Raw genomic sequence first — 15,583 nt, 5'->3', positions numbered from 1 at the left:
ATAAACCTATCAAACAACGCTTACATAAGGTGAAAAAGAATGAACCTACTAAGAAAAGCTTCAGTGCTTGCCGTCGCAATGGCACTCGCGACAACAGTTAATGCCTCATCGGTCGAAATGACCCAGTTTGTCGACAGCAAAGCAGAGCGTCTGCAAGAAATATACAAAGACCTGCATGCCAACCCAGAGCTAGGGTTCATGGAATACCGCACTGCGGGAGTGGTAGCCGATGAACTGACCAAACTCGGCTTTGAGGTAAAGACAGGCATTGGTAAAACAGGCGTGGTTGGAATCTTAGAAAATGGGCCGGGCCCGGTTGTGATGTTCCGCGCTGATATGGATGCCAACGCGGTCAAAGAAGAAACCGGACTGCCTTATGCCAGCAACGTTAAAGTCACCAACCTAGACGGAGAGGAAACGTACGTCTCGCACATGTGTGGTCATGACGCACACACCACCTGGCTGATCGGTTTAGCCAAAGTGATGGCCGAAATGAAATCTGAGTGGCAAGGCACACTGGTATTGGTTGCTCAGCCAGCAGAAGAGCCCATTGAAGGCGCGCAATCTATGGTACAAGATGGTATGTACACGACTCATGGCGTACCTGAACCAGATTACTTCATCGCAATGCATACCTTCCCATTCGCCACGGGTACGGTATTGGCCTCTCCAGGTCGTGTAAGTACCGGCTCTGATCATATCGACGTCACTTTCCACGGTGTTGGTGGCCATGGTTCTTCTCCTCATCTAGCAAAAGATCCAGTGCTCATGGCTGGACAAGCGATTGTTCAACTGCAAACCGTGGTTTCACGTCACATAGATCCAACGGATGTTTCGGTATTAACCGTTGGTTCAGTGCAAGCGGGCGTCGACAACAACGTGATTCCTGAAGAAGCGACACTAAAGCTCAAGCTTCACTTTTCAGACAACGATGTTCGCAAGCAGATGCACGAGTCCATCACCAACATCGTTAACAACATCGCTCGCTCAAACGGCGTGACGGAAGAAGACCTGCCGACGATCACCTACAAAGGCTTCGCAGCGGCCATGGTTAACGATCCAGAACTGACGAGTCTGATTCAGAAAGAGCTGCGTGACGCGGATTATGTCAACAAAGTCGTGCCTCAGTTCCAAGCACCAGCATCGGATGACGCAACAACTTTAGTTGACCATATTCCAGGGGTAAAAGTGTCTTACCTAGCCGTTGGTTCAGCAGAGCCTAAGCTGGTTGAGCAAGCACATAAGAATGGTCAGCATTTCCCGTTTATGAACCACAACCCTGACTACCAAGTCGACCTTGACGCGATCGGTAAAGGGACCAAAGTAGCTTCAGACATCATCCTTAAGATCATGGAAAAATAGTGTTACCTCACTAACAAAATGTAGGGTGCACGGACGCACCATTTTTGCATTTGCTACACCGCTCCCTCCTGCTTTCAACGACCCCCAGCCTAGTCAAAAACCCTTGTTGTTTGACCTTCCACTGGTTCTGTCACACTACCGAGTTGTTCAACCAATAAAGTAACCAAGCAACCCTGCCGCCACGCATACAGCGTTTACCTCTCCCCTCTCAGAGACTTGAGCTTTACTCTCTAACCCGTAGTGATGGGTAAACATGACGCACAAAAAAAACGGAGCTCAATTGAGCTCCGCTTTACTGCTTAACACTGCTATTTGTTACGCTTTCACTTTTTCACGCAGTTTTTGGAACACCGCATAGAATCCCGGGGTCATAATCGAGCCCACCGCAAGTACCATCAACATACCGCCCAGCAAGGCAAGGCCCGTGGTGTTTTGCGCGGTCGCACCCGCACCTTGTGCAAACGCAAGCGGTAAAATACCCAGAATAAACGACCATGATGTCATGTTAACCGCTCTAAAGCGCATCTTACCACCTTGGATAGCTGCCTCTTCAATCGATAGACCTTGCTCTTCACGCTTAATCTTTGAGAACTCAACCATCAAGATGGCGTTTTTCGCCGCTAGCGATACCAACAGAATCAAACCAATTTGTCCGTAAATCGACAGCGCTTGACCACCCATTAGTAGTGCAGCGTATGTGCCGACCGCCGCTGTTGGCGCAACAATGATGATTGCTGCTGGCAGTGCCCAAGATTCATACTGCGCCACCAAGAACAGGTAGATGAACACCAACGCGAGAATCATGGCAATTTGTGCTGTACCGCCCGCTTGTTTCTCTTGGAACGCCATGTTGGTCCATTCAAACGTGTAACCCGACTCAAGCACTTCGCCTGCAATACGCTCCATCGCTTCAATGGCTTGACCCGATGAATATCCTGGCGCGGCATTTAGCTGAATACGCGCAGCTGGTAGCATGTTGTAGCTCGTCACCAAATCTGGCTCAAGTGTCGGTGAAATCGTTGCTATCGTTGACAATGGAACCTGCTTACCGCTGTTCGATGGCACATGGATACGCAAAACATCATCCAGATCGTTGCGCTGCTCACCTTTTGCCTGAACGAACACACGGTAGCTACGACCATTCAGTGCAAAATCATTCACGTAAGAAGACGCAAGATGGGTGGCCATCGCATCATTGATCGCGCCGAGCGTTACACCCATTTGACGCGCTTTTTCACGGTCAATGTCGACGTGGTAGTGAGGCACATTGGCGCGATAGGTGGTCATCGCACGAGTGATCTCTGGGGCTTGGTTTGCCGCCGCGACCATCGCGTACGTCATTTGGGCCAGCTCTTGTGCACTGCGACCGCCTGTGTCTTGCAGCATGAACTCAAGTGAATCACCGGCACCTACACCCGGAATCGCTGGCATACCCATGGTAAACGTCATCGCCTTGTCGATACCATGCAACTGACGATTCAAACGCTGTGCAACCGCTGCCTGAGTATGGTCTCCCTCAAGATCAAGACGCTCATCCCAGTGCTTTAAGTTGATGAACATGGTCGCCGAGTTTGACGCCACACTGCCGGTTACGGCGTTAAAACCAATCGCACCTGCATAATCTTCAATAGCCGGGTCATTGTTCAAAATTTCTTCGGCTTTACGGATCAGCTCATGGGTGCGCTCTTTAGATGCGTTGTCCGGCAAGAACATAGCTAGCGCAAGTACCCCTTTATCTTCAGCAGGAACAAATGCGGTTGGTAGCTTAGCGTTCATCACGACCATAGCACCAATCGCCACTATGAAGGCCGCACCCAACACCAAGCTCTTACGAACCATCAGTGCCACCGCTTTACCATAGGCGTTGGTCACGCGGTCAAACATGCGGTTAAAAGCAACAAACCATTTTGCTGGTTGGCTATTGCGCTTCATCACCATGGCACACAATGCTGGCGATAGAGTCAGCGCGTTAATCGCAGATAATACTAGCGCAATACAAATCGTGATTGAGAACTGAGCGAACATCAAGCCGGTAATACCCGGCAGCATCGCAACCGGAATAAACACCGCCAACATAACGAGCGTCGACGCGATGATAGGCCCCGTCACCTCTTTCATTGCTTGAATTGTCGCTTCCTTGCTTGACCACTGTGGCTGCTCGTCGAGAATACGTTCGACGTTTTCTACCACTAAGATCGCATTGTCTACCACAATACCAATCGCGAGAATCAAGCCAAATAGCGTCACTGTGTTGATACTAAAGCCGCCCATCTGCATAAAGGCAAAGGTGCCAATCAAAGAGACAGGAATGGCTACAACAGGCGCTAACGTTGCACGAACATTACCCAAGAATAAGTAGGTCACCGCGATAACCAGCAGAACCGCAACTAACAGCGTTTCTACGATACTCTTAATCGATGCCTCTACCGCAAGCGTTGTGTCATAAGGGATAGCATACGACATGCCTGCTGGCAGAATAGATTCTATGTCTTTCAGCACCGCTTTAACCGCTTCACCCGTTTCCAATGCGTTCGCATCTGGGTTCGCTTGCATCATCACTAGCGCCGCTTCTTGACCATTGTAGTTAGCATATGCGTCGTAGAACTGACTGCCAATTTCAATATCGGCCACATCCGCAAGGTGAATATGGTTACCATTAGCGAGGGTTTTGACAATCACTTGTTCAAAGTCTTGCGCACTGGTTAAACGCCCTTGTGTGATCAGGTTAAACTGAAGCGCGGCATTTTCACGGCTCGGACCCTGACCAATACGGCCCGCAGGGACAACCGCATTTTGCTCGCGAATCGCATTCTTCACTTCTACTGTGCTGACACCTAGAGCCGCCATACGATCCATATCAAGCCACACACGCATGCCATACGTCGCACCGATGAGGTCACTGGTCGCCAGCCCTGGAATACGCGCAATACGCTCCATGAAGTTAGATTCCACCCACGAGTTAAGCTCAAGCTCAGACATTGACTGGGTTTCAGAATAGAACGCTACCGCAAGCAGATCATCAGGCGTCGCTTTACGAATACGAATACCACGGGCACGCACTTCGAACGGCAGCATGTTTTCCGCTACCGCGACACGGTTTGAAACGTTGACCATCGCCATGTCAGAGTCGACACTGTTATCAAACGTAATATTGAGGAAGTAACGGCCATCGTTGGTTGAACGCGACTGCATGTATACCATGCCATCCACGCCGTTGACCTCTTCTTCGATCGGGTTACCAATCACCTCTTTCACTGTTTCTGCGCTCGCACCGGGTAAAACGGCGATCACACGTACCTGAGGCGGTGTTACACTAGGGTACTCCGCCACGGGCATGGTTTTAATCGCAATCAAACCGATCAAGGTCAGGAAAATCGAAATGACAAACGCAAATTTTGGTCGATTGATGAAAAATTGACTTAGCATGGACCTACTCCGCTACCACTACTTGAGCACCTTCCCTAATGCGCTGTAGACCACCGATAATGATTGGCTCTTCCACGGCCAAACCTTGTGTAATAAAGACGTTTTGACCAATGCGGTCTGACACTTCCACATCTCGACGAACCGCAATCCCGTCTTCAATCGTCAGAACGTATTGCGCCTTGTAATCTTGGTGAATCGCCGCGTGCGGTATTTTTACACCAGCAAGCGCTTGAGTCGGAGCTAAGCCAACCCGTACATACTGATTCGCTGTCAGCAAGCCTTGCTCGTTGTTGAATGTTGCCGCGAGATCTATCGTGCCACTTTGTGGGTCAATCTTGTTGTCAACAAATGAAAGGACGCCTTCGCTGTCAACAACTTCACCAGCAATTTCTAGTGAAACCAGTGTTGAGTCTTGGCGCGAAAAATCGCGTGCAGCAACGTCGGTTTGCTTGAGTGAGAAGCTCGCTTCAATCGGATGGATTTGCACCAAATCGGTAAGTGGTCCAAAGTTAGGTCCAACCATATCGCCGATAGAGAACAGGCTCTTACCCAACTTGCCACTGTACGGCGCTCTTACTTGGGTTTGTTCTAGGTTATCTTGCTGAACAACTAGGTTAGCTTGCGCTGATTCAACGCGGTGTTTCGCTTGTGCGAGTTCCGCTGAGCTTAAATCAAACTGTGCTTGAGATACGCCACCGGTTTTCAACATGTTTGCATTACGTTGATGGTTCAGCTCTGTAAGTGCTAGCGCTGCTTTCGCCTCGCTCATCGAAGCCTTAGCGGCATCCAAAGCGGCTTGGTATGAGGTTGGATCGATCTCAAATAGAACGTCACCTTTCTCGACTAAAGCCCCATCTTCAAAGTTTTTCTTGAGTAAGTAACCTGTGGTTCTTGGCGTCAAATTAGCGGACTCAATCGCTTGCATTCGGCCGACGTAATAGCTAGTTGGGCTGTGAAAGTGTGCCTTTGCAGTGACCACACTAACAGGGGTTGCTTGAGCCACGTTTTGCTGGTCACTTTCATTTGAACTACCACAACCAGATAGCAAAAGGGCCATCGCTGTGTATAAGGGCAATTTTCTCATGAGTTTCTCTTTATTAATTAATTTGATTGAGTGGGTGCGGTGTAATCACTAAACATCTAGCAGGCGATTAATTGCGTTTAGCGCTTCGTCATCGAGAACACCTGCTAGGAAATGCAGTTGAAGATTTGCGACTAAGAAATCGATCTGAGCGGCAGTTAACTGCTCTTTCGCTGAGTAAAGTTGACGCGTCGAGTCAAGCACATCAACGATAGTGCGCGTGCCAATGTCTAGCCCTTGTTCCGTCGCGTTTAATGCCGATTCGGCAGAAATCACCGCCTGTTGATAAGCAGATTGCGCACTTTTAAGTGCCACTAAATCTTTTTCTGCGCTGCGCACTTGGCGTGCGACCTGTCGCCAAGTATGGCTTTGAAGTTCAAGTGCCTGTTGGTACTGAATATTGGCTTGTTCGACTCGATTTTCCGTCGCGCCACCACGGTAAGCTGGCAGAGACATTGCCACTCCGGCAAACACAGTGGCATTGTTGTCTAGGTCTTGAAACGAACCTTTTGCTTGTTGTGGGCCGTTGCTACGGGATTGAGTAGCAAACGCATAGCGATACTCTGCCACTAAGCCAATCGTCGGCATATGACCCGCTTGAGCAAGGGAAATCTGCTCTCGCGATAACTCAACCAGATGACGTTGAATCTCCATTTGCTGGCTCTCTCGCTGAGCAAGCTCTTGCCAGCTGATGTAACCATTGGGTTGGGGGAGCGAAACCTTAGGCAGATTGGCACCCAATGAGGCTACTCGTGTATATTCGCGACCCGTTAATTCGTACAGATAGTCGAGCGCCTTTTCCAACTCGTTGTGAGCAAAAATCACCGCCGTTTCCGCTAGGTCATATTGCGCTTGAGTTTCTTTGACATCATTCTCTGGCACGAGGCCGTTATTAAAACGATGCTTCACTTGAACCAAATGCTCACCTATCGCTTTCTTGGTGGCTTTAACCTGTTTTTGTTTCTCTTGCGCTTTAAGCGCATTGAAATAGCCATTGACCACACTCATCTGCATCGTCGCTAGAGCGTAATCATAACTAACCTTGCTGAGTTCATGCTGCTGCTCAGCAATGGCACTCGCTCGATTAAGCTGATCATTAAAAATATTTTGCCCAACCGATACAGACACTTCTGCGCCTTGGCCATCGGTTTCGTTCATCGTTGTCCAATCATTTCGCAGCGCACCATACTGAACACCCACATCCACCTGTGGGCGGTATTGACCATCAATGATGGCGCTGCCCTTACGCGCACTATCCATTTCCAGTGCCGCACTAGCCAATATCGGATTGTTCTCTAGTGAGTCTAGATAGAGTCGCTGCAAGTCAACAGTATGTGCCACTGCGGGCGCGCCGCTAAGTGTCAAACTGACCCCAACTGCTGATAACAATAGTCTGTTCATAGTTTTACTCGCTGTTATACAACGTAATTACGTGATTAATCGTGTTTAATGACGCTGTTTTACTGAGAAACCAGTGCGAAACGTAGGCTTGGAAGAGCAGGAATTGTTTCAGATCAGCTTTCGCGGCGGTAAGAAAGGAAAAGCGTGGCTACGCTCGGCTTTTTTTGTTATTTAATTTATTACTTATTAATTAGGAGAGAGACACTAGAAATGCTGGGACTGAAAGCGAAAGTAACCTGGTTTAACTCTGAGAAAAAATTTGGCTTTGCGGTGCCCGATGTCGTTCCCATTGATGTGTTGATTGATCTTTCCAGCATCAACTTGGCCAACATGGAATTAGCCCTTGGGCAGCGAATTTACATAGAAATCGAAACACCTGACGACGGTGGCTTTCGCGCCACTGCAGTGATACCACTATGACGGATGCCGTATCGGAGACGTCTACGCCTGACAATAAACGAGGAAGGCCCAAAAGCGCTCCATTAATAAAACAGCAACGTCACGTAGCGAAACGCTATCAAGATCTACTTAACGTGCGTCAGCAATTCAACCTAGAGCTGAAACAGCACTACCCAGATTTAAACCCTGCGGAACTCAGCGATGTCGCCCAACTTGTTCTTGCTACCGCGGAAGAATATCGCTTATGGTCAGAAATCGACAATCGGCTGCTCGCCATTCAGAGGCACAAAGACCCAGAAACTCAATTTTTGCTCCAGTCGGAGAAGCTCCAGCAGGACTTAGTCCAGTTGCAGACTACTTATCAGTTAATACTCTGTCAGCGTAATCAACCTATCCTACCCAGTAAAAAGTACTGGCGACATGCTAACAATGAAACAATCAATAAGGCGATTTCATATTTAAGTTATCAACCAGCTAACGAACAAACTGTTACGCTCTATGGTTTTGCTCTTTGGCTCAAAGCACAGTGTGCTGAGTATGAAGAGAAGTGTGCTGTTAAAACTTGGCGGACATTGATCAGAAATGGGCTAGGCCACATCATTGAAAAACGCATTGGTTTGATTTACCCGATACATAGCGCCAAAACCGCAGGTCGCCCTAAGCTACCAACGCCGGTTGATCTTGTTAGGTCGGAGCAAGCCTTGATCGATGAATATCAAGAGCTAGCCATAACTTATCGTGCTCTTCAAATACTACCACTGACACCAGAACAAGTTTGGCGAAACCAACAACATAGTAAACTTGAAAAAGTTGGCAGAAAGCCATTCAGTGAGCGCCAAAAAGCACTAAGAAAACGGAAAAAACTCGAGGAACAATTGTGTGAATTAGAACGCAATAAAAAAGCAATATTGGCAGCGGAGTCCGAGAGAGTGACTGTACGTGGACGCAAGCCTCTCACCTACCAGCAATTAAGATCGAGATTGCTAGAAAAGATACAAGCACTTATCAAGCTTTCGGCGTAGTACAAATCGAGCTCAACACCATACAGCGTAACTGACTGCGGCAGATATTAATCCAGAAGATGACTAGAGACTTAAGAACTCTCGATTTACTGTTCTCTTTGATTGCGCTAGCCGGATTGGCGATAGCTACGTTTGCGTAGTGTCAGATCTAGTAACCTTCATCGAATGCGAGTTTTTAGAGCTTCTATAATTAGGTAGAACTGAATCATCCTCAACAGGACAACTCCCCTAGTAACTCATCGATAGGCTCAGGAGAACGATATTCTAGTAATCTACAGCTAGTGCTCTCGCTATATAGCTTTGAACGCTTGACTTCATGCTGTTGCAGCTCAACTATTTTTCCGAGAGCGAAAACATGCCCACCGCGTAATTCTAACCGTTGATGTATCGTTTCTTCGTCACAGGTTGCCAGCAAGATAGCCGACGGTGAAATCGCATCGAAAACCTCAAACGGTAACTCTATCACTTGCTCATCTTTGTCGAGCAGGCAAAAGTGTCCATCGAGCAGCACTACTTCTTCAGTTAGTCGGCTGATTCCTCTCAGCAATGCCTGTTGATTCTTATCAGCAGTAGAGACAAGCTTAGAACTCTCAACATAATCCGAGTTCTCTTTTATCAAGTCGCTGCATGAATAATGCGCCCATCCAAACTTCTCTGATAGCTTTCCGCACAGCGTCGACTTCCCTACTCCATGCACTCCTGAAACAAAAATTATCTTTGGCATATCTCATTCCTGATACTGGGTTGACGAACAGATTTTAAACCTTTGTCACAGCAATGAATTTGACTCAACGAACATTTATGTAACTTATTTATATGCATCACTGTTTTTAGAATTACTAAGAGTAAACTTGCCCCATATTAGTAAGCAACGTCGGTGGCAAAAATGGATAACCTATTAATTCAAAAATTCTCTGAGATTAATCTCAACGACAAATTCTTCAATTCTCTCAAAGCTGGTTACACTGAGTTCTCTGAATGGTTTCTAAAAAAAGCAGATGACCATGCCTTGGTGCTATACAGCAATGAAGGGACTATTGAAGGGTTTCTATACTGCAAATTTGAATCTGGTCCAGGTGACGACACCAACCCTCTTCTTCCAAGCACTAACCATATGAAGGTGGGAACTTTCAAATTTAATCCGAAAGGAACACGTCGCGGTGATAGGTATTTAAAAAAGATTTTTGATTATGCATTAGCTCATCAGTCGAAGCCTAGTGACATCTATGTAACAGTCTTTGAGAATGAGCACGGGTACTTAGTTGAATTGTTTGAACGTTATGGCTTCGAACGTTACGGAACGAAGACTGGACAGAATGGTACCGAGTTAGTTCTCCTTAGAGATTTGAACAAGCAGTTTGGCGATATCAATAAAGATTACCCTTTTATTTATACCGAGGGCCGCAAAAAGTATTTACTTAGTGTCTACCCAAAGTACCATACTGTTTTATTTCCAGACTCCAAGCTGCTCACCGAATCTCCAAACATCGTACAGGATATTTCTCATTCGAATAGTATCCACAAGATTTACATTTGCGGTATGGATGGAGTAACTGCGATGAAACCTGGTGATGTTCTCGTTATTTATAGAACTGGTGATGGACAAGGTGCCGCTGAGTTCAGGGCAGTTGCGACTTCACTATGTATCGTTGAGGATGTCCATACAATAGGCGATTATGACAATGAAGAGCACTTTGTCAGCGAATGTGTGAAATACAGTGTTTTCACCGAAAAAGAGTTAAGAGGGTTCTATAGAAGCCAGAAATATCCTTACGTTATTAAGTTCACCTACAATGCAGCTCTACCGAAACGACCAATCAGAGGCAAAATTGCTGACGAGGCCGGAGTATCAAGAGACGATTATTGGGGTGTATTAGAACTGTCAGACCAACAGTTCCAGAGTATAGTAGACATTTCAGAAGTTAGACCGGAACTCATCCGGAATTAAGCTAAGCAAAGATTCGAGTTCAAATCGATATACTTAAATGACTGAGGGGCTTTAAAGCCTCTCTCTTTTTGGTATGGATCTATCGGATTATCGTACTTTTTGAAGTCTTTGATCTGAATAGCGTAAGCCACTTCTCTATTTGAGAAGTACTCGTCAAAGAACGACTTCTTAATACCAGACGCAGATTTGGTTTCTTCCCATAACTCTTCAGGATGTTTAGCTAATATATCCCCGATAGTAAACTCTCCAACGATCTTACCTTCTGGCATGGTCGAATAGATTACTACTGACTTCACTTCAGGTCTTTTGAAGATAGCTTTGCGATACTCGAACAACTTCTCGCCCGAGATAATCTTTTCTACGAATTCTGGTTTAATCGACAATAACGCTTTCATGATAGAGCTCTTATTTTTTCTAGGTGCGAATATTAAACTCAAACACGCAAGATTTCATCAGGAAATCTGACATTGTGCGAGTTTATCCCAACTAAACATTGAATGTACCAAAACGGATGATACTGCATACATATACAGTATATGAGTATATGAGTATATTTTCTATGTCTATCCGTAACTTAAAAGATGGTTCAACCAAACCTTGGATATGTGACTGCTACCCTAATGGCCGCAATGGGAAACGCGTTCGCAGACGCTTTGCCACCAAAGGTGAGGCTGTCGGGTTTGAGAAGTTCACAATGAAAGAAGTGGATCAAAAGCCCTGGCTTGGAATGAGTAGTGATCACAGGCGGCTGTCTGATGTTGTGGATACCTGGTTCAGCCACTACGGCCGAACGCTCACCAACGGAGAAGTCATCTACCAAAAGTTTAACCATATGGTTAAAGCCATGGGTAACCCGCCCGCTTCCTTATTTAACGCCAAGCAATACACTGAGTTTCGTAGCTTGAGGATCGCTGGCCAAATCAACTTTGTTGATGACCGCTGGCAAAAAGGCGCTCCAAGTGTTTCTACCCTCAATTCGGAGTTAGCGCGCTTTAAGGCGGTTTTCAGTAAGCTAAAAGAACTCGGTGAGTGGGACCTCCCCCACCCTCTAGAAGAGCTCAAGCCATTCAAAGTAGCAGAGCGAGAGATGGCTTTTATTCCTAAAGAAAAACTTCCTCTACTGCTAGAGTTGGTTGGCCAGCATCAGCGTGGAGACATGCCCAAAATAGTAAAGATATGCTTAGCCACAGGTGCACGATGGAATGAAGCGGCAAAGCTGCGGGGGAGCCAGCTCAGCAAGTACAAGATCATCTATACCAATACTAAAACCAAGAAGAACCGTTCAGTACCCATCTCCAAGGCGCTTTATGAAGAGATCTACAAGCCATGCTCCGGCTTAATGTATGAAGAGTGCTACACCCCTTTCTGAAACATTTGACATGAACCCGCTTGCTGCTCTTGGACTTGAATAATTGATGAGTTTTTATGCAAATCTGAAGAGTGGCGCAAAGCAAAAATGTCTCAGGTGTAGACACTTTGTAGACACTTACCAAATTTCAGGCAAAAAAAGAGCCGCAAAATGCGGCTCTCGATTGTTCGTTTTTTTCGAAATGTTGGATTACTTCTCTTTACCGAATACGTTGTTCTCTTGCTCTTGTACGCGGATGAAAGTTGTACGCTTAGTTAGCTCTTTAAGCTTTGCTGCGCCTACGTAGGTACACGTTGAACGTACGCCGCCAAGGATGTCTGAGATAGTGCCGTGAACGCTTCCACGGTAAGGCAATAGTACGGTTTTTCCTTCAGCTGCGCGGTACTTAGCCACACCACCTGAGTGCTTGTCCATCGCCGACTGAGAAGACATGCCGTAGAATTTCATGAAGGTTTCACCATCTTTCTCGATGATTTCGCCGCCTGACTCTTCATGACCTGCAAGCATACCGCCTAACATAACGAAGTCTGCGCCGCCGCCGAATGCTTTCGCCACATCACCCGCACATGAACAGCCACCGTCACCGATGATCATACCGCCAAGGCCGTGCGCCGCATCACCACACTCAATGATTGCTGAAAGTTGTGGGTAGCCAACACCCGTTTTCACGCGTGTTGTACATACTGAACCAGGGCCGATACCCACTTTCACAATGTCCGCGCCAGCAAGAATCAACTCTTCACACATATCCCCTGTCACAACGTTACCAGCAGAGATCACTTTGTTTGGGAATGCCGCACGTACTCTTTCTACGTACTCAACTAAATGCTCTGAGTAACCATTTGCGATGTCGATACAGATGAAGATAAGTTCTTCTGAAAGTGCCATGATCTCTTTGGTTTTTTCGAAATCAGCATCAGAAGTACCAGTAGAAACAAACACATTGTTTAATGTTTTTTGGTCCGCAGATTCTACAAACTCAGCCCACTGTTCTACTGAGTAGTGTTTATGAACAGCTGTCATAACACCGTGTTCAGCGAGCGCCTTTGCCATTTCGAAGCTACCTACCGAGTCCATATTGGCAGCAATGACTGGAGTACCAGACCATTGACGACCGCTATGCTTGAATGTAAACTCGCGGGTTAACTCAACTTGAGAACGACTTTTAAGAGTAGAACGCTTCGGGCGGAATAGTACATCTTTAAAGCCTAACTTAAGTTCTTGTTCGATACGCATGATAAATTTTCCTGTAAGCAAATTTACGTGTCGTGCGTTTTCGGTAAACGTTGGCAGACGTTTTACTGAGTTTCGGACACAAAAAAACCGGAGCGTTGGCAGACGCTCCGGTTTTCAGCATTATAGGTCGCGATTTATTTCTCGCAAGACTGATATTTTCAAAATTTTTATGCTACAGTTCGGTTAAGTTGCATACCTATCCGACTGCAACTCACGCCTAATACACCAATTATCTTTTCAAAACAAACACTTAACAACAGTCACACAAACGTTTGCGCAATCCTTTACGTAGACAATTAAACCAACCTTTAAACTAAATGTTCGACTCGATGTCTCGTTTTGGTTAAAAACAGTGGTGTAGAACTCAACGATTTTTCGCCTCTTGAGTAAAAAAATACCTGATTATTTACTTAGAAAGCCCAAAAACTACAGCTTGAAGAACGACAAATGTTGTTTTTGTTTCTCTGCGAGATCAGAAAGCGCTTCACTTGCGGTGGCGCTTTGAGAAATCCCTAACACGTTTTGATTCACCAACTGGGACATATTCGCCATGTTGCCGTTGATTTCTTGGGTAACGTGAGACTGTTGTTCCGCCGCTGTTGCCACCTGCGCATTGACGGCATTAATACTGGTGATAGTTTGCGTAATACCATGCAATGCACCGTTAGCCTGATTAGTAAGTTGGCTACTTTTGTCTAGCATATCCAAGCTTTTTTGCATGCTTTCATTGGCAAGATTCGACTGTTTCTGTAGTTCTTCAATGATGGTTTGAATCTCTACCGTGGAGTCTTGTGTTGTCGCCGCCAATTTTCGTACTTCATCTGCGACAACAGCAAAACCACGCCCAGTTTCTCCTGCTCGCGCCGCTTCTATAGCTGCATTCAACGCCAGTAAGTTGGTCTGCTCGGAGACACCGCGAATCACTTCAATCACGTCATTGACGCGCTCAGATTGAGACTTAAGAGTCATAATAACGTTCGCTGCGTCATTGAGTACTTTGCCCATTTTCACACCTTCCGCATGACTCAGCTCAAATACTTGTTGCCCAGACTTTGCCAACGTATCGGCTTCTTGGGCCGTTAGACCAGCCTGCTGAGCATTAGCACTGACATTGTCGGCAGCACTTGATAGCTCTTTGACAGCAGAAACAATTTGTTCGATTTCTGCCAGTTCTTTCTCTGCATTGGATTCTGATTGGGTCATAACCTTAGCCAATACTGTCGAGGCACTGGCAACTTCGTCACTGATGTTCGTTAAGGTACCGACGATCGAATGGAATTGCTTCGCCGTTAGATTAACGTCATTGATTAGCTTTGAGATTTCGTTTTTACCCTTTGCGTCAGCTCGAACTGTTAAGTCACCTTGTGCTAACTGGCGCATGACATTTTGCAGGTTGAGTATTGGGCGAACGATCATGCCAGACAGAACCCATGCGACATAAAGCGATATGCCGAATACCGAAGGGAGCAAAATAAGCGTCAGTCGTTTTACTTTTACATTCTGCGCCGCTCTCATCTCGACAAACTCACTTGCGAAGGTCGCAATTTGTTGGGAAAGCTGATCAGCCACAATCACCATCTCATCGCCTGCTTGACGATAATTGCTAAGAAAGTCGTTATACTCCTCTCTACTCACCTGCCCTAACTCTTTCGCGTTTGTAAGTTCCACCACTCGCTCAGACTGCGCAATATAGTTTTTCAGCGCATCGCGAACCGGTTTCACCTGTTCGATAAATGTTCCCCGTTGATCAATCAGGGTTAGTTTGGCCTCAATAGCGGACCTTCCATGATCCAATTTGATAGGGAAATCGCTCTGATCTTCACTACCATAGATAACGTTTAACACACTGAGTCTGAGTGTGTATACCTCTTCGTCAAGCTCGTCCAACGTTTCGGTATAAAACATCAGTGATTCGATGATTTCATTGACCACGGCTTCTTCCGCTTGAATGCTTCTCTTGGTGATAAGTAACGCAATAATCAGTGCTAGGGCGGTAAAAAGAACAGGTAACAAAACCTGAGTTCGGATCGAAAAATTATTTAATGATGGCTGCATAATTCACTCTTAGTCAGTCTAAGCTCGCCCTTGTTTGTTATAAGCTCGCATTGGCTAAAAAGGGACTTAAAGCATTTCAAGTAATAGTGTCTGACTGGAGTGAGGTGCTTTTTCGGCAGCAGTATGTCCTGACCAATACTCTAGGTTCAGACGCCATTATATGCAAACCGACTATAGAGCATATACATTCAGATGACTTTAAAAGTTATATTAAACTAGGATACTTAGCCAAAAAAGGCCAAGCTGAGCTTGGCCATTACCACAGAATTTTCAGGCAACTCTGC

General features: G+C 46.3%; 11 protein-coding genes and 1 pseudogene. 5 read left to right on the top strand and 7 right to left on the bottom strand.

The window, feature by feature from the left end:
• Positions 1-39 precede the first annotated feature (39 nt).
• Positions 40-1,362, top strand: coding sequence for an amidohydrolase (locus ACQEXT_RS00335; RefSeq protein WP_058666166.1), 1,323 nt, complete (start codon positions 40-42; stop codon positions 1,360-1,362).
• Positions 1,363-1,677: 315 nt separating this feature from the next.
• Here ACQEXT_RS00335 and ACQEXT_RS00330 read toward each other — a convergent pair whose 3' ends face one another.
• Genes ACQEXT_RS00330 through ACQEXT_RS00320 form a run of 3 tightly spaced genes read right to left on the bottom strand, consistent with a single transcriptional unit; the run spans position 1,678 to position 7,270 of the window.
• Complete coding sequence (locus ACQEXT_RS00330) at positions 1,678-4,788, bottom strand: efflux RND transporter permease subunit (protein ID WP_426950080.1); 3,111 nt, start codon at positions 4,786-4,788, stop codon at positions 1,678-1,680.
• Positions 4,789-4,792: 4 nt separating this feature from the next.
• The gene (locus ACQEXT_RS00325) at positions 4,793-5,872 is read right to left on the bottom strand and encodes an efflux RND transporter periplasmic adaptor subunit (protein WP_426950079.1); all 1,080 of its coding nucleotides are present in this window, start codon (positions 5,870-5,872) and stop codon (positions 4,793-4,795) included.
• 48 nt (positions 5,873-5,920) lie between these two features.
• On the bottom strand, positions 5,921-7,270 hold the full coding sequence (locus tag ACQEXT_RS00320; protein WP_426950077.1) for a TolC family outer membrane protein: 1,350 nt from the start codon (positions 7,268-7,270) through the stop codon (positions 5,921-5,923).
• 144 nt (positions 7,271-7,414) lie between these two features.
• On the opposite strand from ACQEXT_RS00320, the gene ACQEXT_RS00315 reads away from it, so the two are divergent.
• Positions 7,415-7,690 carry a cold shock domain-containing protein gene (locus ACQEXT_RS00315; RefSeq protein ID WP_269979026.1) on the top strand — a complete coding sequence of 92 codons (276 nt, stop codon included), beginning with the start codon at positions 7,415-7,417 and terminating at the stop codon, positions 7,688-7,690.
• Positions 7,687-8,691 carry a hypothetical protein gene (locus tag ACQEXT_RS00310; RefSeq protein ID WP_426950075.1) on the top strand — a complete coding sequence of 335 codons (1,005 nt, stop codon included), beginning with the start codon at positions 7,687-7,689 and terminating at the stop codon, positions 8,689-8,691. Before ACQEXT_RS00315 ends, ACQEXT_RS00310 begins: the two co-directional genes overlap by 4 nt.
• Positions 8,692-8,902: 211 nt before the next feature.
• On the opposite strand, the gene ACQEXT_RS00305 is transcribed toward ACQEXT_RS00310, so the two are convergent.
• A complete protein-coding gene (locus tag ACQEXT_RS00305) occupies positions 8,903-9,415 on the bottom strand; it encodes an ATP-binding protein (RefSeq protein WP_426950073.1) in 513 nt (170 codons plus the stop codon).
• Positions 9,416-9,577: 162 nt separating this feature from the next.
• On the opposite strand from ACQEXT_RS00305, the gene ACQEXT_RS00300 reads away from it, so the two are divergent.
• Positions 9,578-10,639, top strand: coding sequence for an N-acetyltransferase (locus ACQEXT_RS00300; protein WP_263176056.1), 1,062 nt, complete (start codon positions 9,578-9,580; stop codon positions 10,637-10,639).
• On the opposite strand, the gene ACQEXT_RS00295 is transcribed toward ACQEXT_RS00300, so the two are convergent.
• Positions 10,636-11,034, bottom strand: a complete 399-nt coding sequence (locus ACQEXT_RS00295) for an ASCH domain-containing protein (RefSeq protein ID WP_263176058.1) — start codon at positions 11,032-11,034, stop codon at positions 10,636-10,638. The genes ACQEXT_RS00300 and ACQEXT_RS00295 overlap by 4 nt on opposite strands.
• A gap of 164 nt (positions 11,035-11,198) precedes the next feature.
• Here ACQEXT_RS00295 and ACQEXT_RS00290 point away from each other — a divergent pair.
• Positions 11,199-12,005 (top strand): annotated as a pseudogene (locus ACQEXT_RS00290) (phage integrase); the annotation flags it as partial.
• Between the two features lie 192 nt (positions 12,006-12,197).
• Here ACQEXT_RS00290 and ACQEXT_RS00285 read toward each other — a convergent pair.
• On the bottom strand, positions 12,198-13,244 hold the full coding sequence (locus ACQEXT_RS00285) for a GMP reductase (protein WP_138971115.1): 1,047 nt from the start codon (positions 13,242-13,244) through the stop codon (positions 12,198-12,200).
• Positions 13,245-13,670: 426 nt separating this feature from the next.
• Positions 13,671-15,299: a methyl-accepting chemotaxis protein gene (locus ACQEXT_RS00280; protein WP_426950070.1), complete on the bottom strand. Its 1,629-nt coding sequence runs from the start codon at positions 15,297-15,299 to the stop codon at positions 13,671-13,673.
• Positions 15,300-15,583: the final 284 nt, after the last annotated feature.

Source organism: Vibrio sp. TRT 29B02 (assembly GCF_050113655.1).
GTDB lineage: Bacteria > Pseudomonadota > Gammaproteobacteria > Enterobacterales > Vibrionaceae > Vibrio.
This window is presented reverse-complemented; position numbering and strand designations above follow the sequence as displayed.